The sequence below is a fragment of the Rubellimicrobium rubrum genome, from assembly GCF_006152115.1.
Lineage (GTDB): Bacteria > Pseudomonadota > Alphaproteobacteria > Rhodobacterales > Rhodobacteraceae > Rubellimicrobium > Rubellimicrobium rubrum.
This window is the reverse complement of the sequence record NZ_VDFU01000005.1, coordinates 214,219-237,695: the sequence shown is the minus strand read 5'-3', so window position 1 is coordinate 237,695 and position 23,477 is coordinate 214,219. Positions and strand designations below refer to the sequence as shown.

The following is a 23,477-nucleotide window of genomic DNA, read 5'->3' as shown; positions in this document are numbered from 1 at the left end:
GGCCTGCGCAGACCAAGCTCACCTTGCCCGAAACCTGGCATAAACCCCAGACCAAACTCAGGGTCAGGGGCTGCCGTAAGACACGCTGACATCACAGATGGATCCGTTCTCGGGTGGCAGGCCACTTCGGTCCGGCCCCTACCGCCGGGGCCACCAACTTACCATGCTGTTGAAGAAGCAGGGTTCTCTGCGCCCGGAGTCGAACCGGAAGTCGTCGGTGCGCAACCCGTTGCACTCCGCGATGCACATTCTGGTGCGCAGGGGCGGAAGAACATGGGCCCCAGGCGTCCCAAGCATAAGCACCTCGAGCAGCCGGGTAGTGGTTCTCCTTTTACCGGGGGATGGCTCCACGCCTGCCGACCCACTGGTCGGTAGGCGTTTGACAGCTTTGAACATCGTCCCGCCCTCTTGCCGACCTCGTCAAAGTGGATCGCAGGAATTCCTATGAGCAACACTTCCGAGAAATCGTGCCCCGAAATTTCCGTCTTCTCCAGAACGGCCAAGGTCAGGCTGCCTCCCCCGCGCGGGGCGGCTCCCGAAAGGCTATGACCCGAAATGCTATGAGTAGAGGTCAGATCGTGAAACTTGTCCCCAACCTGTCGCTGGCGCAGATCTAGCCGCCGGGGGAAGGCCTGCTCAACTTCAACATGTGCCACGATCCCGACGGCGACAACTTCGGCGTGGAGGCGGACATCGGGCTCCGCGCCCTTCTGGGCTCGAACGCCGGCTCGCATGGGAGCAGCTTCGGCTCGAATGCGCAGGCAGTTGGCCTTGGCCACTACAAGCTGGATAGCACCGCCGATCCCAAGTGGTTCGGCCCAAACAACAGCGAAGTCTCTGATCTTGTAACATAAATGGGAAGTTTCGGTCGATTTGGCGTGCAGGAATTCATAGGATCTGGCCTGGGACCCCGCAATTTCGGCTCCTCGATGAAGCACCGCCCGCGCTCTCCCGAGCAGGACGACCTCCTCCGCCCACGGCTCGTCGACCTGATCGACCTGCGCCATGAGCTGGTGCAGCTTGCCGCCCTCATTGACCGGGAGTTCTTCGAGCGGGAGTGGGCTGGGTTCTTTCCCTCGACCACGGGCCGGCCGGCGACCTCGCCGCGGCTGGTGGCGGGGCTGCTCTACCTCCAGCACGCGTTGCGGCTGTCGGATGAGGCCGTGGTCGCGCGGCTCGGGTCGAGAACCCGTATTACTAGCACTTCACCGGGAAGGTGTTCTTCCAGCACCGCCCGCCGATCGACCCGACCTCGCTTACCCGCTGGCGCAAGCGGATCGGCGATGAGGGCGTCGAGCGGCTGCTCGACCCCGACCATCGAGGCGGGTCGGAAATCGGGTGCCGTCGATGACGCGAATCTGAACGAAGTCGCGGTGGATACGACCGTTATGGAAAAGAGCATCGCGCATCCGACGGACTCCCGGCTCTTGGAGCGGGCCTGGGCGCAGCTGGTGGACCTCGCCCGCGAGGCCGGGATCGAGCTGCGGCAGAGTTATGCCCGCCTCGCGCCCCGGCTGGCGGCGCAGATCGGCCGCTATGCCCACGCCAAGCAGTTCAAGCACATGCGCAAGGCGCTGTGGTCACTCAAGGGCTACACCGGGCGTGTCCTTCGCGACCTGCGCCGCCAACTCGACGAGGTCCCTGCGGGGCCGTTGCGCGAACGTGTGCTCGACAAGCTGGTCCTCGTCTCGCGGCTGCTCCACCAGACGCCAAAGGGAGCCGGCAAGATTTACGCCCTGCACGAGCCGGAGGTGGATTGCATCTCCAAGGGCAAGGCGCGGGTGCGATACGAGTTCGGCACCAAGGTCAGCGTGGCGACCACGCTGAAGGGCGGGTTCGTCGTCGGTATGCGGTCGCTGCCGGGCAATCCCTACGATGGTCACACTTTGGGGGAGGCGCTGGAGCAGGTGGCTATCCTCACCAACCACCCAACGAAGCGCGCCGTGGTCGACCGCGGCTATCGCGGTCACGGCGTCGAGGGCACGCAGGTCCTTATCAGCGGTACCCGCCACGGCCTGAGCGCCGCCCTCGCCAAGGCCCTCCGTCGGCGCAGCAGCATCGAGCCCGAGATCGGCCACATGAGGATCGACGGCCGCCTGTCGCGCTGCTTCCTGAAAAGCACCCTCGGTGACGGGCTCTTTGCCGTGCTCTGCGGCTGCGGCCACAACATCCTCGCCCACCTTCGGACTTGGCTTGCCCAGATCATCGCCCTGATCCTGGAGCTCGCCCGGGCGCAGGACCGCCAATCTGACTACACAACCGCCTGATCAGGTTGTTCAGGCCGAACCACCTGCGACCGCCTTGAGCGGGTCGGGAACGGTGCGCCACGCTAGGGCTGGTCTTGCGACGGCAGGTGCGGATGGACGTCGATCTGGCGTCCGGTGCGCTCGCTGGACTCGGCTCGGCGGCAGTAACGCGCTGAGTCTGACGATGACGATCTTGCATGTGGGCTCTCACTTTCTGGCCAGTGACGGGTTTGCCCGACGCGGCACGGACCCTCCGTTTGGTCACAGAGATCTCTGTCGTGCTGGCCCGCAGTGGTCAGCACTCACACATCAGCCCAAAGGAAGACGAGCGCGCCGCTGGCGCCAGCCTACGGCCGGGCTACGCCCGACCTCTGACTCGAGACCGCGGCCAACATGGTGGTTGGCGCTAGACAGAGTGGCTGTCGCTAATCAGCCGTAAGACCGATCAGGACCAGTGAAGCAGGGTATCCCTGCGGCGAGGGCCGTCTGACGCTGCCGGGGGAGGTCAGTTAAGACCCTGACCTTATGGCAGGCTCTAAGGTTATATCGCAGGTGGAGGTTCTCTCGGCATCCGACCTGGGTCGGCGCCGGGGCTGGAGCGACGAGGACAAGATTCGCATCGTCGAGGAGAGCCTGCGCGGCGCCCGGTAGGGTGCGGCGACAGCCCGGCGGCATGGGATCTCGCGCTCCCTTCTGACGCGCTGGCGGCGGGAGTTCCGGGAGGGAGTGCTGAGGGCGGAGGGACCGCTTGGGTTCACGCCGTTGCAGATCGCGCCGGAGGTGCCGCGCCCGGCGCCGGTGAAGGCTTGCCCCCAGGCCGGGTCGGACCGCGTCGAGGTGGTGCTCACGAACGGGCGGCGTCTGGTGATCGGGGCCGAGATCGACCTAGGGATGCTGGCCCGGCTCGTGCAGGTCTTGGAGCGGACATGATCGCCTTTCCGGCCGGCGCGAAGGTCTGGCTTGCAGGGGGAGCGACCGACATGCGCTCGGGCATGAACAGCCTGGCGCTCAAGGTTCAGGAAGGCTTGGGACGCGACCCGCACGCGGGCGCGATTTTCTGCTTCCTTGGCTGGAGGGGCGACCTGGTCAAGCTCCTGTGGCCCGATGGCGTGGGCATGTCGCTCTATGTGAAGCGGCTCGAGATGGGCCGGTTCATCTGGCCCACGAGTCAGACGGGGTCCGCCGTAGCGATCTCGGCCCCCCAGGTCGGCTATCTTCTGGACGGCATCGACTGGCGCAACCCACGCTGGACGCAGCGGCCCGCCAAGGCCGGGTAAGAAGGGCCGAGGACCCGTTTTCATTGGGCTTTGCCGAACTGGCAGGGTAGTCTCGGACCATGCTCGATCCGGCCCTGGAGATCGCCCGACTAAGGGCCGCGCTCGCGGCGTCAGAGGCTCGTGTGATGGCTGCGGAAGCCGAACTGGCGCAGGCCCAGGCGGTCGTGTCCACCTCCGAAGCGATGATCCAGCACCTCCGGCTCGAGATCGCCCGGCTGCGGCGCGAGCAGTATGGCCTGAACTCCGAGCGCCGCGCCCGCCTCATCGACCAACTCGAGCTGCAACTCGAGGATCTCGAGGCCGCGGCGGCCGAGGAGGGGGGTCGCCGCCGAGAAGGCAACGGAGACGACGACCACGGTTCAGCCCTTCGAGCGGCGACGCCCGTCCCGCCAGCCCTTCCCCGAGCACCTGCCCCGCGAGCGGGTGGTGGTCGAGGCGACGGCGTCCTGCGCGTGCTGTGGCTCGGGCCGTCTCGTGAAGATGGGGGAGGACATCACCGAGACCCTGGAGGTGGTGCCGCGCCGCTGGAAGGTCATCCAGACGGTCCGAGACAAGTTCACCTGTCGCGATTGCGAGCGCATCAGCCAGTCGCCTGCGCCGTTCCATCCCACACCCCGGGGCTGGGCAGGGCCCAGCCTCCTCGCGATGGTGCTCTTCGAGAAGTTCGGGCAGCACCAGCCGTTGAACCGGCGGGCCGAACGCTACGCCCGCGAGGGCGTGGACCTGAGCCTCTCCACCCTGGCCGACCAGGTCGGTGCTTGCGCCGCGGCCCTGGCGCCGCTCCACGCCCTGATCCGCTCCCATGTCCTGTCGGCCGAGCGGCTGCACGGCGACGACACCACGGTGCCCGTCCTGGCCAAGGGCGGCACCCGCACGGGCCGGCTCTGGACCTATGTGCGCGATGATCGGCCCTTCGGGGGACCGGCCCCGCCCGCGGCGCTCTTCCACTTCTCTCCAGACCGCCGGATGGAACATCCGAACCAGCACCTCGCTGGCTGGACGGGCATGCTCCAAGCCGATGCCTATGGGGCTACAACGACCTCTACCGCCCCGACTGCATCCCGGGGCCGATCGCCAGCGCACTGTGCTGGGCCCATGCTCGACGCAAGTTCTTCGAACTGGCCGACATCGCGGGCTAGGTCCGGGGCGGCAGGCCTGCACACGAGATTTGGCCCGTGGCACTCGAGGCCGTCACCCGGATCGATGCGCTCTTCGAGATCGAGCGGGGGATCAACGGCCTGGCCGCCGAGACCCGGCTCGAGGCTCGTCAGAGCCTCTCGCGACCGCTGGTGGAGGCCCTCCACGACTGGCTGCTGGCCGAGCGCGCCCGTCTGTCCCGGCACGCGCCCGCGGCAAAGGCCATCGCCTACATGCTCGATAAGGACCAGTGGCCCGCCTTCAGCCGGTTCCTCAAAGACGGACGCATCTGCCTCACCAACAACGCCGCCGAACGGGCGCTGCGCAGGGTGGCTCTCGGGCGCAAGGCTTGGCTCTTCGCCGGCTCGGAGCGGGGCGGCGAGCGCGCCGCGTTCATGTACTCCCTGATCGTCACCGCCAAGCTCAACGACATCGACCCACAGGCCTGGCTCGCCGACGTCCTCGCCCGCATCGCTGGCACGCCCATGTCGCGCCTCACCGAACTCCTGCAGTGGAACTGGGCCCCAGCCTCAAACCAACAGAAATCAGCCTAACCGCGGCCCTCGCCGGAGCGTTACGAAGCAGGCTAACGAACTGGCCGGACATCCTCGACCGCGCCGGCCGGTCGGCCTACAACCGCCTCGCGAGCCTCGGGCCCGCCGCCCTCCTTGTCTTTTGAACCTCTGAGTGACTCCGCGACAATAAGCGCCGCTTCAGTCCTTAGCTTTCTGACTTCATGACTGAGTAAGGCACTTCACTGACCAGCGACGTCAAGTAGCTTCCGTAAGCGTTCTTGCCGAACAGACGTGCGCGTTCAATGAGTTGGTCCCCTGTAATCCAGCCTTGCCGCCACGCCACTTCGTCCGGGCTCCCCGTCTGCAAGCCCTGCCGATCTTCCAACGTGCGCACAAAGTTTCCTGCATCGAGCAGAGAGGCGTGAGTGCCGGTATCAAGCCAAGCATAGCCACGGCCCATGATCTTGACCCGAAGGAGGTCCTCCGCAAGGTAGCTCTCGAGCAGATCTGTGATCTCGAATTCACCCCGTTCCGATGGAGCTACAGCCTTGGCACGCTCCGGTGCAGTTCCATCGAGAAAGTATAGCCCTGTAACCGCATAGCTCGAGGGAGGAACTGCTGGCTTCTCGAGGATAGCGCTGACCTTTCCCTCTGGTCCAAACGCGACAACTCCGTAACGTTGCGGGTCGGCGACATGATAGCCGAACACGGTCCCACCGCCATCCTGATCATCGGCGTCAGCCATCAACTCCGGTAGCCCATGGCCGAAGAAGAGATTGTCTCCCAGAACCATGGCGGATGAGGCCCCCGACAGGAAAACTTCGGATAAGACATAAGCCTGAGCGAGCCCATCGGGTGATGCTTGAACGATATAGGTGAGATGCAGCCCCCATTGCGCCCCATCTCCCAAAGTCCGACGGAACTGTTCCTGGTCAGCCGGAGTCGTAATTATAGCGATTTCCCGAATTCCAGCCAACATGAGCACCGACAACGGATAGTATATCATGGGCTTGTTATAGATAGGCAGGAGCTGCTTCGACAGTCCGATAGTGATCGGGTACAGGCGGGTGCCCGAGCCACCCGCCAAGATGATTCCTTTACGCCTGATCATTGAGTCGCATCCTATCGGCACTTACTGCTCTGCGGTGAAATCGGCCTTGCCTGGCACTAGAGTTTAGCGATCATCTGCCCAATTCTCTCAGTCTAGATCGCTCGTTGCACTTATCGTCAATCTAGCCGAACCAACCCTATTCAACGAGAGCTCCACTGTGATTGCCGGCTATGCCAATTGGGAGGTGAGCCGCGTCGGTGTGACGCTCAGGCCTCGATACTAACAAGCAATACACGATTGATTGCAAGGTCTGTTGACGTGATAGGCGATGAAAGACATTGTTGCAGAAGTCGTCCGGGACTGCTCTTTCAAGCCGACAGGGTTGGTGGCCGATCATGCCCAGGGTTATGTTCGCAGCCGACCATACGATGCCTTGGCGTGCCCACGACACTGTCCTGAGGCAGTGGGGAGCGCTGCTGATCTGGTTTGATCCGCAGATGGAACGGCCGACGCCCCTCTGTGGTACGCGAAACCGTACAGCAATCTGTTCTGACCCCTTGGTCCAGATCAGCATCGCTCGACCCCCCGCAAGGTATCGCGGGCAGAGACGGAGGAGAGCAGTTCGCGGCCGACATCATGGCGCTAGCTTGCGAGTGCGGCCGTAGTGGCGCCGCACGATCCGGGACCTGCTCGGGAAGGGCCGAAGGCTGCGTCTGATCTAGGGGTGGCCCCGGGGAGAGTCTGTCCATCCTGGTCAGCCGGACGACTCCCATCGGGTGACCTTATCGACAGCCTTGCGGACCGGTTCGTCCCCTGTGGCGTGCCTGGGACCATAAGGTCCGACAAGGGCCCGGAAGGCTTGGCTCACGCAGTCCGGGATGGCATGTTGGCGAGCAGATCCAAGGCCCCTCAATCGGGCCAAGCTCATCCCGAGAGGGCATCGGCGCAATCGGCGTTTCAACGCTCGGGGGGGGGGGACCTGTTGGAAGGCGCGATCGTCTGCACTCGGCGCAAGGCTCAGACCGCCGTCGAACGCCGGCGGCTCACCAGCAGGAAGCGCCGGTCGTCAGCCCCGGGCCATCGGCTAACGGGCCCGGAGGTCCCCATTTCGGCCCGCGCCGCCCGGGTCGGAAGCGCATTCGTAAACCGCTCCGTCAGCCAAGCTCCGGGTGGCGACCAAGATCAATCAACACCTGCCCAGCTCACTCAATGGGAGTCGACCAAGAGGATACCGGTGTTGCCGCGCTCAAGTCTGCGGGCGGCTTACGATCGCTTGGCCGCTCGGTTGCTGCGTGCTACGCGCAGCCGACGAACTGGCAGGCGGTGAGCATCCGGGATGACCCTGAAACTTGCGATCTTCGACTGCGATGGCGTGTTGATCGACAGCGAGGTCATCTCCGCTTGCGTTCTGGTCGACCTCGCTGCTCAGTACGGCGTGTCATTCGATGCGTCTTATGTCCGGACGCATTTTCAGGGCCGTAGCTTTCCCTTCGTCGCGCAGACGATCCGGTCCAGCTTTGCCGTGACCTTGCCTCCTGATTTCGAGGCCCGTTACAGGGAGCAATTGTTGCGCCGTTTTGAGACGGACCTGCGCCCAACGCCAGGCGTCCTGAACATCCTGAACCGCTTGAGCGTACAGGCTTGCGTGGCCACGTCATCTTCGCCGCAGCGGGCATCGCGAAGCCTGGAACTGGTCGGGCTCAGTGGGTTCTTCGACCGGGTCTTCACCGCCAGCATGGTCGAGCGTGGCAAGCCGGCCCCAGATCTTTTCCTGCACGCTGCAAAGGAGCTAGGGGTCGATCCGCAGGACTGCTTGGTGATTGAGGACAGCGCGCCCGGCGTCCAGGCTGCACAGGCTGCCGGCATGGAGGTGGCCTTCTATGCGGGGGCTAGTCATTGGTCCGGCCTGGACTCGGAACGGATGCCCGAGTTTGACAAGCTTGGTCCTTTGACACCATTCTTCCACTGGTCGGACCTCGTGGCGGTCTATCCGGGCCTGCTGAAGGCTTCGCCCGCCCCGGAGCAATGAGCTTGACCAACCAGCGTTTTACGAACTCGCCAAATCGTCTGGACGATGCCGCCCGTGCTGGTTGGCTCTACTATGTCGCCGGCAACACACAGGACGAGATTGCGCAAAAACTGGGTGTTTCGCGACAGACGGCGCAGCGCCTCGTGGCGATGGCCGTCTCGGAGCGCCTGGTCAAGGTCCGGCTCGATCACCCCATCGGCCGCTGCATGGACTTGGCCGAGGCCCTTGCTGAAGCGTTCGACCTTCGAGTGGTTGAGGTCGCGCCATCCGACCCTGCGGCGCCCGACCTTCTGGGAGGAGTGGCAAGCGCTGCGGCCGGTCTCCTCGAACGGACCCTACGGAGTCCGGACCCGCGGGTCATAGCCCTAGGGACGGGGCGAGCGCTCAAGGCAACCGTGGAAGCGCTTTCCCGCATGGATTGTCCGCAGCATCGGATCGTCTCGCTCCTGGGCAATATGATGGCCGATGGACAGGCGACGCCTTACAATGCGGTAGTCCGAATGGCCGACCGCGTCGGGGCACCTCACTATCCGTTTCCGTTGCCGGTTTTCGCACGCGACGCGCGCGAACTCGCGGTGCTGCACGGACAGGAGGCGGTCCGCAGCACGCTGGGCCTTTGTGCAAAGGCGGACCTGACGCTTGTGGGGATCGGCCAGATGGGTTTGCGCGCGCCCTTGGTTGTCGATGGATTCCTCAGCCGGAGCGAGATGGAAGAGGTGATCTCGCAAGGGGGTGTAGGCGAGATCACGTCCTGGATCTACGACGATACGGGTCATCTCCTGGATTGCGCCTCCAACGCCCGCGTCGCGTCCGCTCCGCTGCCCCGGGCGGTTGATCGCACCGTCGTCGCCGTGGCGCTCGGAGAGGCAAAACTGGCTGCCTTGCGCGCTGCCCTGGTCGGACGGCTGGTCAATGGGCTTGTCACCAATGAAGCCACGGCCGAAGCCCTTCTGTCCTAAGGGTGACGCGGCCCGCTTGGCCGGAAGCACGATGGCCGACGGCATTCGCCCAAGTCACTTATCGTTGAAGAAGCAGCTTGAAGCAACCTCAGGCCAGCTTTGGCCTACGCGTTCGGCCTTGCTGCAGCGCGGCGTGCAACATCTCTTGACAGGTGATCACGAAGTCAGGAGTATTTGCCCACGACGTAAGCATTTGCCCGATCGAGGCAAAACGGGAGGATACATGAACACGCTGACCCGCGCCCTAATGGGGGCGACGGCCCTTTGCGCCTTGGGCATCGCTGCCTCGGCCCAAGAGGCCACGACCCTGACGATCGCGACCGTGAACAACGGCGACATGGTCCGGATGCAGGGCCTGACCGATGCCTTCACCGAGCAGCATCCTGACATCGAGCTCGAGTGGGTGACGCTCGAAGAGAACGTGCTCCGCCAGAACGTTACGACCGACATCGCCACCAGCGGTGGGCAGTACGACGTGATCACCATCGGCACCTACGAGGTTCCGATCTGGGGCAAACAGGGCTGGCTCGTTCCGCTGAACGATCTGCCTGCCGAATACGATGTGGACGACATCCTGCCGCCGATCCGCGCGGGCCTGTCGGTGGACGACACGCTTTTCGCTGTCCCGTTCTACGGCGAATCCTCGTTCGTCATGTATCGCAAGGACCTGGCCGAGGCCGCCGGCGTCACGATCCCCGATCAGCCGACCTGGGACGACATCAAGGCCGCTGCAGCCGCCATGAACGATCCCGACAACGGCATCTACGGCATCTGCCTGCGCGGCAAGGCCGGCTGGGGCGAGAACACGGCCTTCATCACGACGATGGCCAACTCCTACGGCGCGCGCTGGTTCGACGAGAATTGGCAGCCCCAGTTCGACAGCCCCGAGTGGAAGGCGACCATCACCGACTACCTCGACCTGATGACCAACTACGGCCCGCCCGGTGCGTCGTCGAACGGCTTCAATGAGAACCTGACCCTATTCCAGCAGGGCAAATGCGGCATGTGGATCGATGCCACGGTCGCCGGTTCGTTCGTGACCGATCCCAACAACTCCACGGTTGCCGATCAGGTGGGCTTCGCTCTCGGGCCTGACTCTGGGCAAGGCAAGCGGGCCAACTGGCTCTGGGCGTGGTCGCTGGCCATCCCCTCGTCGTCGGACGCCCCTGACGCTGCCAAGCAGTTCGTCGCCTGGGCAACCTCGAAAGAGTACACCGAACTCGTGGCCGAGAACGAAGGTTGGGCCAATGTTCCCCCGGGCACGCGCACGTCGCTTTACGAGAACCAGGAATACTTGGCCGCGGCACCCTTCGCGCAGATGACGATCGACTCGATCAACGCGGCCGATCCCAACAGCCCGACCGTTCAGCCTGTCCCCTACACCGGCGTGCAGTTCGTCGCGATCCCCGAGTTCCAGGGCATCGGCACTGCTGTAGGCCAGGAGTTCTCGGCCGCACTGGCTGGCGAGAAGACCGTGGATGAAGCCTTGGCCGCCGCTCAGGAACTGGCGGTCCAAGAGATGACGACGGCGGGTTACATCCAGTAATCACCGTTGCAATGACCGCTGCGGCGGCCCTTGCATCGTCGCCCGGTCCCTTTGGGGGCCGGGCACAATCCCTCGCAATGAGGTCTGCCCCATGTCCACGCAAGCCTCGCGGGTCGCAGCCCGGGCCATGCTCTCGCCGACCGTACTCCTGCTGCTGATCTGGATGATCGTGCCGCTGGTCCTGACGTTGTGGTTCTCGTTCCAGCGCTACAACCTTCTTTATCCGGACCGCTCAGGCTTCATCGGGCTCTCCAATTACTTGAACTTCGTCTCGGCGCCCGCGTTCTGGGGAGCGATCATCAACACGTTCCTACTGGTGGGAGGCGTGCTGCTGGTCACGGTGGTGGGGGGAATCGGGATCGCCCTTCTGATCGACCAGCCGATCTGGGGGCAGGGGATCGTGCGGATCCTCGTGATCTCGCCCTTCTTCATCATGCCTCCGGTGGCGGCTTTGGTGTGGAAGAACATGTTCTTCAACCCGACCAATGGCTTGTTTGCCGAGGCGTTCAAGCTCATCGAGCTTCGGCCTTTCGATTTCCTCGGCCAGGCGCCGCTTGGATCGATCATCATGATCGTGTCCTGGGAATGGCTGCCATTTGCGACCCTGATCCTGCTGACCGCGCTTCAGTCCCTGTCCTCTGAGCAACTCGAGGCGGCCGAGATGGACGGCGCTCCGCCGGTCAAGCGGTTCTGGTTCATCATGCTGCCGCACCTTGCCCGCGCGATCACGGTCGTCATCCTGATCGAGACGATCTTCCTGCTGGGCATCTTCGGCGAGATCCTTGTCACCACGAACGGAGGCCCCGGCACCTCTTCGACCACGCTCACCTACCTCGTCTACAAGGAGGCGCTGCTCGACTTCGATGCCGGGACTGCCGCTGCCGGAGGTGTGGTGGCCGTCATCCTGGCGAACATCGTCGCCGTATTCCTGATGCGCGCCGTCGGCCGCAATCTGGACGCGTGAGGAGCTGACCGAATGTCGCGTGCCGTCACACCTGCCCGCAAGACGATCAACACCGTCCTCGCCTGGACCGTCGCACTGATCCTCTTCTTTCCGATCCTGTGGACGGTGCTCACCAGCTTCAAGCCCGAGCCCGTCGCGGTGGCGTCCCCCCCGGTGTTCCTGAACTTCGACTGGACGCTCAAGAACTACTACGACGTGGAGCGCCAGCGGGACTACTTCGACTACTTCCTGAACTCGGTCATCATCTCCCTGGGATCCACCGTCCTGGGGCTCGTCCTCGCAGTGCCCGCCGCCTGGTCAATGGCCTTCGTGCCCGGCCGCAGGACCAAGGACCTGCTGATGTGGATGCTCAGCACCAAGATGATGCCCGCAGTGGGCGTGCTCGTGCCCATCTACCTCATCTTCCGGACGCTCGGTCTGCTCGACTCGCGCATCGGCCTGACGGTCGTTCTGATGCTCATCAACCTGCCGATCATCGTGTGGATGCTTTACACCTATTTCCGCGAGATTCCTGGCGAGATCCTGGAAGCCGCGCGGATGGATGGTGCGACTCTGTCCTCCGAGATCATCTACGTCCTGACCCCGATGGCGCTGCCCGGCATCGCTTCCACGTTCCTGCTGAACGTCATCCTGGCCTGGAACGAGGCGTTCTGGACCATCAACCTCACGGTGACGGACGCGGCGCCGCTGACCAAGTTCATCGCCGGCTTCTCGTCACCGCAGGGCCTCTTCTACGCCAAACTGTCGGCGGCTTCGACCATGGCCATCGCGCCCATCCTCGTGCTGGGCTGGTTCTCTCAGCGGCAACTGGTGCGCGGCCTCACCTTCGGCGCCGTGAAATAAGGGACAACTCATGGGACAGATAACCCTTTCGGGTGTGGCCAAGCGGTTCGGCGAAGCCCAGGTCATTCCACCGCTGGATCTCGAGATTCAGGATGGCGAGTTCGTGGTCTTCGTCGGTCCTTCCGGGTGCGGCAAGTCCACGCTGCTCCGTCTGATCGCCGGGCTTGAGGACACCACGGGCGGCCGCATCATCATCGACGGCCGGGACGCTACGGGAGTGTCCCCGGCGCAGCGCGGCCTTGCCATGGTGTTCCAGAGCTATGCCCTGTACCCCCATATGTCGGTCAGGTCGAACATCGCCTTTCCGCTTCGCATGGCGGGCCTGCCCAAGGCGGAGCAGGACCGCAAGGTCGAGGCCGCTGCCAAGGTGCTCAACCTCACCAGCTACCTCGACCGTCGTCCGGGTCAGCTTTCGGGCGGGCAGCGCCAGCGCGTGGCCATCGGTCGGGCGATCGTGCGCGAGCCGTCGGCCTTCCTGTTCGATGAGCCGCTGTCGAACCTCGATGCCGCCCTGCGGGTCGGCATGCGGATGGAGATCAGCGAGCTTCACGAGAAACTCCGCACGACCATGATCTATGTGACCCACGACCAGGTCGAGGCCATGACCATGGCCGACAAGATCGTGGTGCTGAACGCGGGCCGGATCGAGCAGGTGGGCAGCCCGCTTGATCTCTACCGCAGCCCGCGCAACATCTTCGTTGCGGGCTTCATCGGCAGCCCCAAGATGAACCTGATCTCGGGGCCCGAGGCGCAGCGGTTCGGCGCCCACACGATCGGCATACGGCCCGAACACATTTCGGTCCACCCGACGATGGGTGAGTGGCGCGGCATCGTCGGCGTTTCAGAACACCTGGGCTCCGACACCTTCTTCCATGTTCAGGAGACCGGTCTTGGCGCTGCTCTGACGGTTCGTGCTGGCGGAGAGGTCTCGCTTCATCATGGCGATACGGTCTTCCTGACGCCCGAACCGGACAAGATCCACAGGTTCGATCAGAGCGGACTGCGCTTATGAAGCGCCTCGAGGGCAAGCGCGCCCTGATCACCGGGGCTGCGCGCGGTATCGGGCTGGCCTTTGCAGACGCCTACACCCGCGAGGGGGCCCGCGTCGCCATTGCCGACATCAACATCGACCGTGCGCGGCAGGCCGCTTCGGGCATCCCCCGCGCCATTGCCGTCCGAATGGACGTGACGCACCAGGACAGCATCGACGCGGCGGTGGCCGAGGTGGAGCGCGAGTTGGGCGGCATCGACATTCTGGTGAACAACGCCGCGCTCTTCGACGCTTCGCCTGTCGTCGAGATCACGCGCGAAACCTTCGACAGGCTTTTCGCTGTCAACGTTGCGGGCGTGTTCTTCACCACCCAAGCCGTAGCCAGGGGCATGATCGCCCGGGGGCAGGGGGGCAAGATCATCAACATGGCGAGCCAGGCGGGCCGCCGGGGCGAGGCGCTGGTGGCCGTCTATTGCGCTACCAAGGCCGCCGTCATCAGCTTTACCCAGTCAGCCGGCCTCGACCTGATCAAGCATGGGATCAACGTCAATGCGCTCGCGCCTGGCGTCGTCGATGGGGAGCATTGGGACCATGTGGACGCCATGTTCGCCAAGTACGAGAAGCGCCCCCTGGGCGAGAAGCGGCGCATCGTGGGTGAGGCGGTCCCCTTCGGCCGCATGGGCACCGCCGAGGACCTGACCGGCATGGCTGTCTTTCTGGCATCCTCCGAGTCCGACTATGTCGTCTCCCAGACCTACGGGGTGGACGGCGGAAACTGGATGGCCTGACGATGGACCTGGGACTGAAGGGCAAGATTGCGGTCGTGACGGGCGGTAGCGTCGGCATCGGCCTCGGCGTGGCGCGGACCTTCGCTCGGGAGGGGGCTGACGTCCTCATCGCTGCGCGCAACGGCGCGCGTGCCGAGGAAGCCGCCCGCACCATCGAGGTTGAGTTCGGCACCCGCGCCGTGGCCCAGGCCTGCGATGTCGCCACGGCCGAGGGCTGTGCGACGCTGATCGAGGCCACCCGGGCGGCGTTCGGCGGTTGCGACATCCTCGTCAACAACGCCGGCACCGGCTCCAACGAGACGATCCTGGATGCGCCGGACGAGAAGTGGCAGGCTTACTGGGATCTGCATGTCATGGCTGCAGTGCGGCTAGCCCGAGGACTCGTGCCTCTCATGGCACCCCGCGGGGGTGGCGCGATCCTAAACAACGCCTCCATCTGCGCGACCCAGCCGCTTTGGTACGAACCGATTTACAACGTGACGAAGGCCGCGCTGCTGATGCTCTCCAAGACGATGTCGACGGAGTTCATCCCCATGAACATCCGCGTCAATACCGTGAGCCCGGGTCTCATCCTCACGCCCGACTGGGTGAAGACCGCCAAGCAGCTTTCGGCTCCGAATGGCGGCGATTGGGAAGGCTACCTTCAAGGCGTCGCGGACGAGCACGCCCCCATCAAGCGCTTCGGCACGGTCCAGGAACTGGCGGACTTCATGGTCTTCCTTTGCTCCCCCCGGGCGTCCTACGCGGTGGGGTCCACCTATCACTATGACGGCGGCATGCTCCGCACGATCTGAGGATCAACCATGTCTATTCCCCTGAACGACGCCGCGCTGCAGAACCTGCCCGACGGCGTCGCCGGCCCCGCTTACGACCGTTCGAGCCTGACTGGCGGCATCCTCCATGTCGGCGTCGGCAACTTCCACCGTGCCCACATGCAGGTCTATCTGGATCGGCTCTTCAATCTGGGACGCGACCACGACTTCGCGGTCGTCGGAGCGGGCGTACGTCCGTCGGACGCCCAGATGCGGGACCGTCTTCTGGCGCAGGACTGCCTGACCACGGTGGTGGAACTGGACCCGTCGGGTCTGAGCGCCCGAGTGATCGGGTCCATGATCGACTTCGTGGCGGTGGAACCAGAGGCGATCGTAGCAGCGATGGCCAGCCCGGCGATCCGCATCGTCTCCACGACCGTGACCGAAGGCGGATACTATGTCGATGCCAAGACCGACGGGTTCGCGGCCGACCACCCCGACATGCAGGCCGATGCCCGGAACCTCGATGCCCCCCGGACGGTGTTCGGCATGATCCTGGCCGCCCTTCGCCGCCGTCGCGAGGCCGGGGTACCTCCGTTCACCGTGCTGTCTTGCGACAACCTCCCCGAGAATGGGCATGTGGCGGCGCGGACGGTCATTGGCTTGGCCCGGCTACAGGACCCGACATTCGCGGAGTGGGTCGCGGCCCATGTCGCGTTCCCGAATTCCATGGTGGACTGCATCACCCCCGCCACCTCGGACCGGGAGCGGCAGATGGTTCAGGATCGCTTCGGTCTCCTGGACTCGGCCCCCGTGGCGTGCGAGCCCTTTCGGCAGTGGGTGCTGGAGGACAACTTCCCGCAAGGCCGGCCGGCTTGGGAGGAGGTCGGCGCCGAGTTCGTGACCAATGTGGCGCAATACGAGCTGATGAAGCTCCGCATCCTCAACGGCGGCCACGCTGCCATCGCCTATCCCGGCGCGCTGCTGGGTCATCACTTCGTCCATGATGCGATGGCGGACCGACGCATCGCCGACTGGCTCGATGCGCTGACCCGCCGCGAGATCCAGCCAACCCTGGCCCCCATCGCGGGCGTCAGCTACGACGCCTATCGCGAGCTCATCGCGGAGCGGTTCTCCAATCCTGAAGTGGGCGACACGATCCCACGCCTTTGCCTCGACGGCTCGAACCGCCAGCCCAAGTTCATCCTGCCCACCGCACGCCAGGCCCTCGCCGAGGGACGGCGTTTCGCTGGCTTGGCTCTGGAGGTCGCGCTTTGGTGCCGGTACTGCGCCGGCGTGGACGAAGCTGGCAGGCCCATAGCTCCTAACGACGAGAACTGGGATGATTTGCGCGCACGCGCCTCGGCCGCCAAGACGGACCCGGCCGAGTTCCTGTCCAACACGCTGGTGTTTGGGGATATGGGACAAGACCTACGCTTTGCCGACGCCTTTGGCCGGCAACTCGCCTCGCTTTGGTCAAACGGCGTGGAAGCGACCCTTGCCGCTTACGTCCAGGACTAGGCCAGGGGCTCAGGCCTGACATCGTCGGAGCAGCCGCAGACCTCAGGTCGGAAACGCCAGGTCCGCCCAGATCGGCAGATGATCCGAAGCGACCCGGGACAGGCCCGTAACATGGACCTGTGCCCGGATCAGCCTGACAGCGCCACCCAGGATCATGTGGTCCAGGGCTACGAAGGGATGCGCGGCATGAAAGCTGGGTCCCGGCGTCACCAGCCGCAGGTCGCGGTGGAACGGCGCAAGCAGCCTCGCTGGGGCGCGTTCATTCAGATCTCCGGCCAGGACGACTGGCAGCCGGAGGTTCCGAGTCGCTGAAAGGATAGTCGAGACCTGCTGATGGCGGGAGCCCCGTTTCAGCCCCAGGTGCGCTGCCACCAGGGCGAAGCTGCCTGCCCCGGCCGTGGGACGTATGCGGGCAACCAAGGCCCCTCGGGGTTCGAGCCCGGGCAGGTCGAGGCGGTCCAGGACCTCGCCGGCGAAGCCCTTGCGGAGAAGGATGGCGTTGCCATGCCATCCCAACGAGGGTCCTGGACCGGGGTCGAGGTGCTGATAGGCCCCGTGGGTGGCCAGAAGGCCGAACGGGATCGCAGCGGGCCTTTGCCCAAGCCGCTTGTCTGCTTCCTGCAGAACGATCACATCGGGCTGGATTTCATCAAGCACGCTCAGAATGCGCTCGGGACGACGTTTCCAGTCCAGGCCCACGGCCTTGCGGATGTTGTAGCTGGCGATCCGCAGCCGCCATTCCGGCGCCGGCTTGCGATGGCGCGAGGTCATAGCACGGGCGACACGAGACGCGCGACCGAGTCGCGGAATTGCAGGAGCCGGGAACTGGACCGGTACTCGTCCGGATCGAACAGGCGACAGCGCGCGCGGTCGAGTTCATAGCTGGCCTCCATCTCGGCGGCTATGGCGGTGTCGTAGACCAAGGCGTTGAGCTCGTAATTGATGGAGAAGGACCGGATATCCCAGTTACCCGATCCGACGGAAGCCACCCAGCCATCGGCCACGACCGTCTTGGCATGAAGAAAGCCGCCTTCGTACAACAGGACCTCGACTCCCGCCGTGGCGATCTCGGCCAGATAGGTGCGGGCAGCCCAGTACACGAGTCTCTGGTCCGGCCCCCCGGACGCGATCATCACGGAGACGTCGATCCCGGACAGCGCTGCGGTCTTGAGCGCCTCGCTCAGCGAGGCGTCCAGGATGAAGTATGGGGTTTGAAGCCGGACCCGCTCTCGTGCACCGGTGATCATGCCGAAGTATTGCTGCCGGATCGCACGCCATTCCGAGTCAGGCCCCGACACCACGAGCTGGACCGGGTGGCGGGCCTCGTCGTCGTCCTGCAGTGGCGGAAAGTGCTCAGGTCCGAACAGGCTTTGCCCTGTAGCGTTGGTCCAGTCGACGGCAAAGACGCGTTGCAGGGCGCGTACCGCCAAGCCGGTCATTCGAAGATGCGTGTCGCGCCAGATCGCGTAGCCTCGACCGGGCGCGAGATGCTCGTCACCGATGTTCAGGCCGCCCGTGTACCCGATGCGCCCGTCGATCACGGCAATCTTTCGGTGATTCCGATAAGAGATCGTGTGAACCCGCCATAGCGGAGAGGACGGCCACATCTCGATCCCGCGGGCACGCATGCGCCGGATGTAGATGGCGGTCCTGATGCCGAACGAGCCGACCGGGTCGTAAAGGATGCGGACCTTCACGCCTTCGGACACCTTGGCCGCGAGGAGCGTCATCAGGTGTTCGCCCAGCCTGTCGGACCTCCAGATATAATACTGGAGGTGGATGCTGATGCGGGCCCCCGCCAGATCCTCCAAGAGGCGGGGATATTTCTCGGAGGCGTCCTGAAGGACCTCCACCTTGTTCGAGGTCGTCAGGAACCCGCCCGAGGTGGCCTGCGCCAAGGTCGCCATGTGCCGCACCAGCGGAGGCCGCGTGGTGATGCGCTCCATCGCCCGTTCGTGCTCGGAGCGGGCGCGGTCGAGAGTCTCACCCAGGTGGAGAGGCTGACCTTGGCGAAGGAGCTTGCGGGTCCGACCCACGCCACCGCGCATCCGGCCGAACAGGATATACATGACCAGGCCACCGAGCGGGACCGTCAGGAACAGGAACAGCCACGCGAACGCGGACTGGGGCCGACGGTTCTCGGAGATGATGTAGGCCGAGACCCCGACGACGTAGAGGATGTAGCCCAGTGTGAACAGGGTCATGGTGGTCCTTGCGGGCCGTTGTAGCCGCGCTTTCTTGGCCGGACCTTCACGCCGATCAACCCCTCCCGCAAGGGGGCAGCCACTGGTCGAACGTCCCTCGACGGCACCCCGAAGCGGTTCGGCGTCGATCTCGACACATGACCTGTGCGCCAGGGCACCACCCGCGCCCCTTGCTCCCGCAGGAGATTGTGTCCACCTGAGGCGTCCGGGTCGGAAAGGCGCTCAGGATGGAACTAGGTCTCTACACCTTTGGCGACGTGGGCAGGAACCCTGTCACCGGGCATTTCGTCACGCCGAGCGAGCGGCTTCGCAACCTCGTCGAGGAGATCACGCTTGCCGATCAGGCAGGGCTGGACATGTTCGGCTTGGGCGAACATCACCGGTCGGATTATGCTGTGTCCGCCCCAGCGGTAGCGCTGGCGGCAGCGGCCCTGCAGACCCGGACGATCCGGTTGGCCAGCGCCGTGACGGTGCTGAGCTCGGATGATCCCATTCGTGTGTTCCAACAGTTCTCGACGCTGGACAACCTCACTCAGGGCCGGGCGGAAATCATCGCCGGTCGGGGCTCGTTCATCGAGTCCTTTCCCTTGTTCGGCTACGATCTGGACGACTACGATACCCTGTTCGCCGAAAAGCTGGCGCTTCTGATGCAGCTAAACGAGGGGGAGCGGATCACTTGGCCGGGCGGCCAGCACACCCCCGAGATCGGGGATCGGGGGGTGTATCCGCGTCCCTATGGGGAACGCTTGCCCATCTGGGTAGCGGTCGGCGGTACGCCTCAGTCCGTGGGACGGGCAGGGATGCTGAACCTGCCGCTCGCGGTCGCCGTCATCGGAGGGGAACCCGCTCGCTTCCAGCCGCTCTTCCAACTCTATGATCGCGCGGTCAAGCAGGCAGGTCACGACCGGGGCCAGCTTAAGACCTCGCTGAACGTCCATGGCTTCGTAGCTGAAACGAGTCAGGAAGCCGCCGACAGTTTCTACCGTCCACAGGCCGAGGTGATGAATCGGATCGGCCGCGAACGAGGCTGGCCGCCGACAAGCCGAGCGCAGTTCGATGCCGCGCGAGGCCCTAGAGGAGCACTGTTCGTGGGCAGCCCGGCAGAGGTGACGGACAAGATCCTTGCCATGCACGAAATCCTTGGCTTCGACCGCTTCGTGATCCAGATGGCGATCGGCGTCATCGACCATCCAACGCTCATGAAGGCGATAGAACTTTTCGCAACGCGGGTTGCGCCAGAAGTCAGGAAGGCGCTGGCCTGAGCCCTGGTCTGGGCTGGCCGGACACCTAGCTGCCATGTCATTCAGCCGGGAGTTGCGAATGACCGAAGGGGTGGACCCGCGTTATCGCGACCTAGACACCTGGAACGCTTCGCAAACTGCGACCGCTATCTGGGAAAGTCAGCTTGCTGCCGTCGCGGCGGTCGGGCCAGCGCTTCCCGACATAACGCTGGCCGTCGAGGCCGCAGCCGGACGCCTTTCGGGCGGGACGGGCCGGATCGTCTATGCCGGCGCCGGCACTTCGGCCCGGGTCGCCGTCCAGGATGGCAGCGAGCTTGGGCCCACCTTCGACTGGCCCTCAGAGCGGATCGCCTTCCTCATTGCCGGTGGTCCTTCCGCGCTGCTTGAACCGAGTGAAGGGGCAGAGGACGACCGGGATGATGGCGCGCGCCAAGCGATGCAGGCCACCCTGGGCCCAGGGGACGTCCTTATCGCTGTGGCCGCGAGTGGCCGTACTCCATTCACCCTGGCTGTCGCTCAGGCAGCTCGCCGGCAAGGGACGCTGACCATCGGGGTCTGCAACAGCCCAGGTGCTCCGCTGACGTCTGCCTGTGAATTCGGCATCACTGTCGATACCGGCCCCGAACTGCTGGCAGGCTCCACGCGGATGAAGGCGGGCACGGCTCAGAAGGTCGTGCTCAACATGATCTCTACCCAGGTGATGATCCGGATGGGTCGTGTTTACGAAAGCTACATGGTGGAGATGCGCCCTCTCAACGACAAGCTACGCCAGCGTGCTGTCGAGATGGTCTGCCAGCTTGCCCGCTGCACCCCCGGATCGGCCAGCGACGCTCTTGAGCGAACCGGGTGGAGCATCAAGGCCGCTGTTCTCGTGGCGGGTGGCCTGGAGGCAGACGAGGCGACACGTCGGCTGACCTCCGCAAGCGGCAATCTCCGCCTGGCTTTGGAGAGTTCCGAGGATCATGGGCAATGATGTTCGAAAGCGCAGGCCGTTCAGTGTCCGCGCCCTTGACGCGCAAGCCATAGGGCACCGTCGAGGGCCGATCCCAGCGGGGGGCGTACGGTCCATCGGCGGGCCAGCGCCCCTGAGAAGAAAGGGGCTAGCCCTCCCAGAACGACGACCGGCAGATCGGCTTGATTCTGGAGGAGCTCGACCGATCGGACTACGTCGGCCGTGGCCCGCGCCATCACATCGAGCGCCGCAGCGTCCTGCGATGCCATGACCCGGGGCGCCAAGGCCGCGAAGTCCGCGGGCCGGGCCGACAACGACCAGGACACCAGGCCATCCGCGCCGCCGTGTTCCGTGACCAGCGACTCGAGCAGTGGGGTGGAGGGGCGGAACCCGTCATGGGCTGCCATGGCGGCTGACAGGATCGCGCGTCCGATCCAGGCTCCGCTTCCTTCGTCCCCGAGCACGAGGCCCCAGCCGCCGATTTGGCGAACCTTGCCTGCCAGTTGGATGGCAAAGACCGTGCCTGTGCCCAGCGCCGCGACCACCCCATCCTCCTGTTCCAACGCCCCCAAAGTTGAGGCGACGGCATCGCTGACCACATGCGCCCGAGCGAACGGAAGGCGTCGCATCAGCCGGTCCCGGAACCCTCGCGCGTTCGAGCCTGCGAGGCCCAGAGCGGCATGGACCTCTTTGGTCAGCGATTCATCAAGACCGGCTGAAGCCATGGCAGACCGGGTCGCGGCCAGAATGTTCACAAGGGCTCCGTCGGGGTCCGACGCGATGTTGGCCGGTCCTGCTTCGCCGCGGCCCAGGACAGGACCGTCCGCCTCTGCCACGGCCGCCCGGCAGCCTGTTCCGCCTCCGTCCACCCCGAGATAAAGCCGCATCGACGATCCTCCTCAGCCCTTCTTGCCGAAGGGCGGCGCGAGGGGAAGTGGGGGGTTGGCCGGCGGTCTCGATCAGCGCTCGGGAACAAGGCTTTACAGTCGGTCCCGATTGATCATCATTCCAACCATGAACGAGCTTGCAATGGTCGGGCGACGGACTGGGGACAATGTTGCACCCCACTCAGCCGCCATGGGACCTGCACATTCGGCTTGCTTCGAGATGCCGTCGGGCCTTGGCCCCAAGCCGACCAAAGAACAAAGAACCGATAGGGAGATCCTCATGACAACCGTGTTCCGCATTGCCCTTCTGGGAAGTACGCTGCTTGCCGGCGTCGCCCAGGCGCAGGAGCCTGTGACCCTGACCATCGAATCCTGGAGGAACGACGACCTCGCCATCTGGCAGGACACGCTCATCCCCGCCTTCGAGGCGCAGCATCCCGACATCAATGTCGAATTCGCTCCCACCGCCCCAGCCGAGTACAACGCAGCTCTCAATTCCAAGCTGCAGGCCGGCTCGGCGGGTGACCTCATCACCTGCCGGCCCTTCGACGCCTCGCTCGAACTGTTCAATCAGGGCCACCTTGCGGACCTGACCGACCTGCCAGGGATTGCCAACTTCTCGGACGTGGCCAAGTCCGCCTGGCAGACCGACGATGCGGCCGCGACCTTCTGCGTGCCCATGGCCTCGGTGATCCACGGCTTCATCTACAACAAGACCGCCTTCGACGAGCTTGGGCTCACCGAGCCGACAACCGTGGACGAGTTCTATGCGGTGCTCGATGCCCTCAAGGCCGACGGCACATACATCCCCATGGCCATGGGCGCCAACGACCAGTGGGAAGCGGCCACCATGGGCTACCAGAATATCGGGCCGAACTACTGGAAGGGCGAGGAAGGACGTCAGGCCCTGATCGCAGGAACCCAGAAGCTGACCGACCCCCAATGGGTGGCTCCTTTCGAGCAGCTTGCCCGGTGGAAGGATTACCTCGGCGACGGCTTCGAAGCGCAAACCTACCCCGATTCCCAGAACCTGTTCACCCTGGGTCGCGCCGCCATCTATCCCTCGGGATCCTGGGAGATTTCTGTCTTCAACCCTCAGGTGGACTTCGAGATGGGAGCGTTCCCGCCGCCCGTGCAGGCTGCGGGCGATACCTGCTACATCAGCGATCACACCGACATCGGTATCGGCATGAACGCCGCCACGCCTAACCCGGAGGCCGCGCGCACGTTCCTCGACTGGGTGGCCAGCCCCGAGTTCGCAAACCTCTACGGCAACGCACTGCCCGGCTTCTTCCCCTTGTCCAACGGCGAGGTGACTCTGGAGGACCCGCTCGCGCAGGAGTTCATCTCCTGGCGGGACGAGTGTGAATCGACGATCCGTTCGACCTACGCGATTCTGTCGCGCGGGACGCCCAACCTCGAGAACGAGACATGGAACGCCTCGGCCAACGTGATGCGCGGCACCGAGGCCCCAGTTGACGCGGCAGCCCGCCTCCAGCAGGGCCTCGACTCCTGGTACACGGCTGCGCCTCAGTGAGGACGGCGGGCCCCGGAGCGATCCGGGGCCACTCCAC

20 protein-coding genes and 3 pseudogenes are annotated in these 23,477 nt (G+C 64.7%); 19 read left to right on the top strand and 4 right to left on the bottom strand.

From position 1 onward, the window contains the following. Nucleotides 1–647 precede the first annotated feature (647 nt). From FHG66_RS06840 to FHG66_RS22855, 7 genes and pseudogenes are all read left to right on the top strand, one after another. Nucleotides 648–854, top strand: a complete 207-nt coding sequence (locus FHG66_RS06840) for a hypothetical protein (protein WP_139075990.1) — start codon at nt 648–650, stop codon at nt 852–854. 75 nt (nt 855–929) lie between these two features. Next, a pseudogene (locus tag FHG66_RS06835) lies at nt 930–2,267 on the top strand (IS5 family transposase). 705 nt (nt 2,268–2,972) lie between these two features. Continuing rightward, nucleotides 2,973–3,176 carry a hypothetical protein gene (locus FHG66_RS22745; protein ID WP_246082492.1) on the top strand — a complete coding sequence of 68 codons (204 nt, stop codon included), beginning with the start codon at nt 2,973–2,975 and terminating at the stop codon, nt 3,174–3,176. Further along, complete coding sequence (gene tnpB, locus FHG66_RS06825) at nt 3,173–3,523, top strand: IS66 family insertion sequence element accessory protein TnpB (protein ID WP_139075989.1); 351 nt, start codon at nt 3,173–3,175, stop codon at nt 3,521–3,523. Before FHG66_RS22745 ends, tnpB begins: the two co-directional genes overlap by 4 nt. A gap of 59 nt (nt 3,524–3,582) precedes the next feature. Next, nucleotides 3,583–3,867 (top strand): annotated as a pseudogene (locus tag FHG66_RS22860) (IS66 family transposase); the annotation flags it as partial. After that, nucleotides 3,815–4,983: pseudogene (gene tnpC, locus FHG66_RS06820) on the top strand (IS66 family transposase); the annotation flags it as partial. The pseudogenes FHG66_RS22860 and tnpC, both read left to right, overlap by 53 nt. Nucleotides 4,984–5,055: 72 nt before the next feature. After that, on the top strand, nt 5,056–5,214 hold the full coding sequence (locus FHG66_RS22855; protein ID WP_425471713.1) for a transposase domain-containing protein: 159 nt from the start codon (nt 5,056–5,058) through the stop codon (nt 5,212–5,214). Nucleotides 5,215–5,380: 166 nt separating this feature from the next. On the opposite strand, the gene rfbA is transcribed toward FHG66_RS22855, so the two are convergent. Next, nucleotides 5,381–6,286, bottom strand: coding sequence for a glucose-1-phosphate thymidylyltransferase RfbA (gene rfbA / locus FHG66_RS06815; protein WP_139075988.1), 906 nt, complete (start codon nt 6,284–6,286; stop codon nt 5,381–5,383). Between the two features lie 1,276 nt (nt 6,287–7,562). On the opposite strand from rfbA, the gene FHG66_RS06810 reads away from it, so the two are divergent. The 9 genes from FHG66_RS06810 to FHG66_RS06770 all read left to right on the top strand — a co-directional run bounded on the left by FHG66_RS06810 (nt 7,563) and on the right by FHG66_RS06770 (nt 16,619). Continuing rightward, complete coding sequence (locus FHG66_RS06810) at nt 7,563–8,255, top strand: HAD family hydrolase (RefSeq protein WP_139075987.1); 693 nt, start codon at nt 7,563–7,565, stop codon at nt 8,253–8,255. Between the two features lie 2 nt (nt 8,256–8,257). After that, nucleotides 8,258–9,214 carry a sugar-binding transcriptional regulator gene (locus FHG66_RS06805; RefSeq protein WP_246082491.1) on the top strand — a complete coding sequence of 319 codons (957 nt, stop codon included), beginning with the start codon at nt 8,258–8,260 and terminating at the stop codon, nt 9,212–9,214. 223 nt (nt 9,215–9,437) lie between these two features. Further along, entirely contained in the window at nt 9,438–10,760 is a 1,323-nt protein-coding gene (locus FHG66_RS06800) for an ABC transporter substrate-binding protein (protein WP_139075985.1), read from the top strand. A gap of 91 nt (nt 10,761–10,851) precedes the next feature. Then, nucleotides 10,852–11,724 (top strand): carbohydrate ABC transporter permease, encoded by an 873-nt coding sequence (locus FHG66_RS06795; RefSeq protein WP_139075984.1) that lies wholly within the window; start codon nt 10,852–10,854, stop codon nt 11,722–11,724. Between the two features lie 12 nt (nt 11,725–11,736). Beyond that, entirely contained in the window at nt 11,737–12,567 is an 831-nt protein-coding gene (locus FHG66_RS06790; protein ID WP_139075983.1) for a carbohydrate ABC transporter permease, read from the top strand. A 10-nt stretch (nt 12,568–12,577) separates the two neighbouring features. After that, the gene (locus tag FHG66_RS06785; protein ID WP_139075982.1) at nt 12,578–13,579 is read left to right on the top strand and encodes an ABC transporter ATP-binding protein; all 1,002 of its coding nucleotides are present in this window, start codon (nt 12,578–12,580) and stop codon (nt 13,577–13,579) included. Beyond that, on the top strand, nt 13,576–14,346 hold the full coding sequence (locus tag FHG66_RS06780; protein ID WP_139075981.1) for an L-iditol 2-dehydrogenase: 771 nt from the start codon (nt 13,576–13,578) through the stop codon (nt 14,344–14,346). The genes FHG66_RS06785 and FHG66_RS06780 overlap by 4 nt, the downstream gene beginning before the upstream one ends. 2 nt (nt 14,347–14,348) lie before the next feature. After that, the gene (locus FHG66_RS06775; RefSeq protein ID WP_139075980.1) at nt 14,349–15,140 is read left to right on the top strand and encodes an SDR family NAD(P)-dependent oxidoreductase; all 792 of its coding nucleotides are present in this window, start codon (nt 14,349–14,351) and stop codon (nt 15,138–15,140) included. 9 nt (nt 15,141–15,149) lie between these two features. Continuing rightward, on the top strand, nt 15,150–16,619 hold the full coding sequence (locus tag FHG66_RS06770) for a mannitol dehydrogenase family protein (RefSeq protein ID WP_139075979.1): 1,470 nt from the start codon (nt 15,150–15,152) through the stop codon (nt 16,617–16,619). 42 nt (nt 16,620–16,661) lie between these two features. On the opposite strand, the gene FHG66_RS06765 is transcribed toward FHG66_RS06770, so the two are convergent. Together FHG66_RS06765 and cls are read right to left on the bottom strand one after the other, a co-directional pair. Continuing rightward, on the bottom strand, nt 16,662–17,390 hold the full coding sequence (locus FHG66_RS06765; protein ID WP_139075978.1) for an endonuclease/exonuclease/phosphatase family protein: 729 nt from the start codon (nt 17,388–17,390) through the stop codon (nt 16,662–16,664). Next, nucleotides 17,387–18,823 (bottom strand): cardiolipin synthase, encoded by a 1,437-nt coding sequence (gene cls, locus FHG66_RS06760; protein ID WP_139075977.1) that lies wholly within the window; start codon nt 18,821–18,823, stop codon nt 17,387–17,389. Before cls ends, FHG66_RS06765 begins: the two co-directional genes overlap by 4 nt. Nucleotides 18,824–19,050: 227 nt before the next feature. On the opposite strand from cls, the gene FHG66_RS06755 reads away from it, so the two are divergent. Continuing rightward, a complete protein-coding gene (locus tag FHG66_RS06755) occupies nt 19,051–20,085 on the top strand; it encodes an Atu2307/SP_0267 family LLM class monooxygenase (protein WP_139075976.1) in 1,035 nt (344 codons plus the stop codon). A gap of 58 nt (nt 20,086–20,143) precedes the next feature. Next, complete coding sequence (locus FHG66_RS06750; protein ID WP_139075975.1) at nt 20,144–21,037, top strand: N-acetylmuramic acid 6-phosphate etherase; 894 nt, start codon at nt 20,144–20,146, stop codon at nt 21,035–21,037. A 20-nt stretch (nt 21,038–21,057) separates the two neighbouring features. Here the strand turns inward: FHG66_RS06750 and FHG66_RS06745 are convergent, their stop codons facing one another. After that, the gene (locus tag FHG66_RS06745; RefSeq protein WP_139075974.1) at nt 21,058–21,903 is read right to left on the bottom strand and encodes a glucosamine kinase nucleotide-binding domain-containing protein; all 846 of its coding nucleotides are present in this window, start codon (nt 21,901–21,903) and stop codon (nt 21,058–21,060) included. A 280-nt stretch (nt 21,904–22,183) separates the two neighbouring features. Here FHG66_RS06745 and FHG66_RS06740 point away from each other — a divergent pair, with 280 nt between their 5' ends. Continuing rightward, on the top strand, nt 22,184–23,440 hold the full coding sequence (locus tag FHG66_RS06740) for an ABC transporter substrate-binding protein (RefSeq protein WP_139075973.1): 1,257 nt from the start codon (nt 22,184–22,186) through the stop codon (nt 23,438–23,440). The last annotated feature ends 37 nt before the right edge of the window (nt 23,441–23,477 follow it).

What these genes read in the sequence shown, in the direction of transcription:
- FHG66_RS06775 (WP_139075980.1), top strand. Translation starts at nt 14,349, where the DNA reads ATGGACCTGGGACTGAAGGGCAAGATTGCGGTCGTGACGGGCGGTAGC.
- FHG66_RS06810 (WP_139075987.1), top strand. Translation starts at nt 7,563, where the DNA reads ATGACCCTGAAACTTGCGATCTTCGACTGCGATGGCGTGTTGATCGAC.
- FHG66_RS06745 (WP_139075974.1), bottom strand. Translation starts at nt 21,903, where the DNA reads ATGCGGCTTTATCTCGGGGTGGACGGAGGCGGAACAGGCTGCCGGGCG.
- FHG66_RS06800 (WP_139075985.1), top strand. Translation starts at nt 9,438, where the DNA reads ATGAACACGCTGACCCGCGCCCTAATGGGGGCGACGGCCCTTTGCGCC.
- FHG66_RS06785 (WP_139075982.1), top strand. Translation starts at nt 12,578, where the DNA reads ATGGGACAGATAACCCTTTCGGGTGTGGCCAAGCGGTTCGGCGAAGCC.
- FHG66_RS06790 (WP_139075983.1), top strand. Translation starts at nt 11,737, where the DNA reads ATGTCGCGTGCCGTCACACCTGCCCGCAAGACGATCAACACCGTCCTC.
- FHG66_RS06840 (WP_139075990.1), top strand. Translation starts at nt 648, where the DNA reads ATGTGCCACGATCCCGACGGCGACAACTTCGGCGTGGAGGCGGACATC.
- cls (WP_139075977.1), bottom strand. Translation starts at nt 18,823, where the DNA reads ATGACCCTGTTCACACTGGGCTACATCCTCTACGTCGTCGGGGTCTCG.
- FHG66_RS06795 (WP_139075984.1), top strand. Translation starts at nt 10,852, where the DNA reads ATGTCCACGCAAGCCTCGCGGGTCGCAGCCCGGGCCATGCTCTCGCCG.
- FHG66_RS06750 (WP_139075975.1), top strand. Translation starts at nt 20,144, where the DNA reads ATGACCGAAGGGGTGGACCCGCGTTATCGCGACCTAGACACCTGGAAC.
- FHG66_RS22855 (WP_425471713.1), top strand. Translation starts at nt 5,056, where the DNA reads ATGTACTCCCTGATCGTCACCGCCAAGCTCAACGACATCGACCCACAG.
- FHG66_RS06765 (WP_139075978.1), bottom strand. Translation starts at nt 17,390, where the DNA reads ATGACCTCGCGCCATCGCAAGCCGGCGCCGGAATGGCGGCTGCGGATC.
- tnpB (WP_139075989.1), top strand. Translation starts at nt 3,173, where the DNA reads ATGATCGCCTTTCCGGCCGGCGCGAAGGTCTGGCTTGCAGGGGGAGCG.
- rfbA (WP_139075988.1), bottom strand. Translation starts at nt 6,286, where the DNA reads ATGATCAGGCGTAAAGGAATCATCTTGGCGGGTGGCTCGGGCACCCGC.
- FHG66_RS06780 (WP_139075981.1), top strand. Translation starts at nt 13,576, where the DNA reads ATGAAGCGCCTCGAGGGCAAGCGCGCCCTGATCACCGGGGCTGCGCGC.
- FHG66_RS06740 (WP_139075973.1), top strand. Translation starts at nt 22,184, where the DNA reads ATGACAACCGTGTTCCGCATTGCCCTTCTGGGAAGTACGCTGCTTGCC.
- FHG66_RS06770 (WP_139075979.1), top strand. Translation starts at nt 15,150, where the DNA reads ATGTCTATTCCCCTGAACGACGCCGCGCTGCAGAACCTGCCCGACGGC.
- FHG66_RS06755 (WP_139075976.1), top strand. Translation starts at nt 19,051, where the DNA reads ATGGAACTAGGTCTCTACACCTTTGGCGACGTGGGCAGGAACCCTGTC.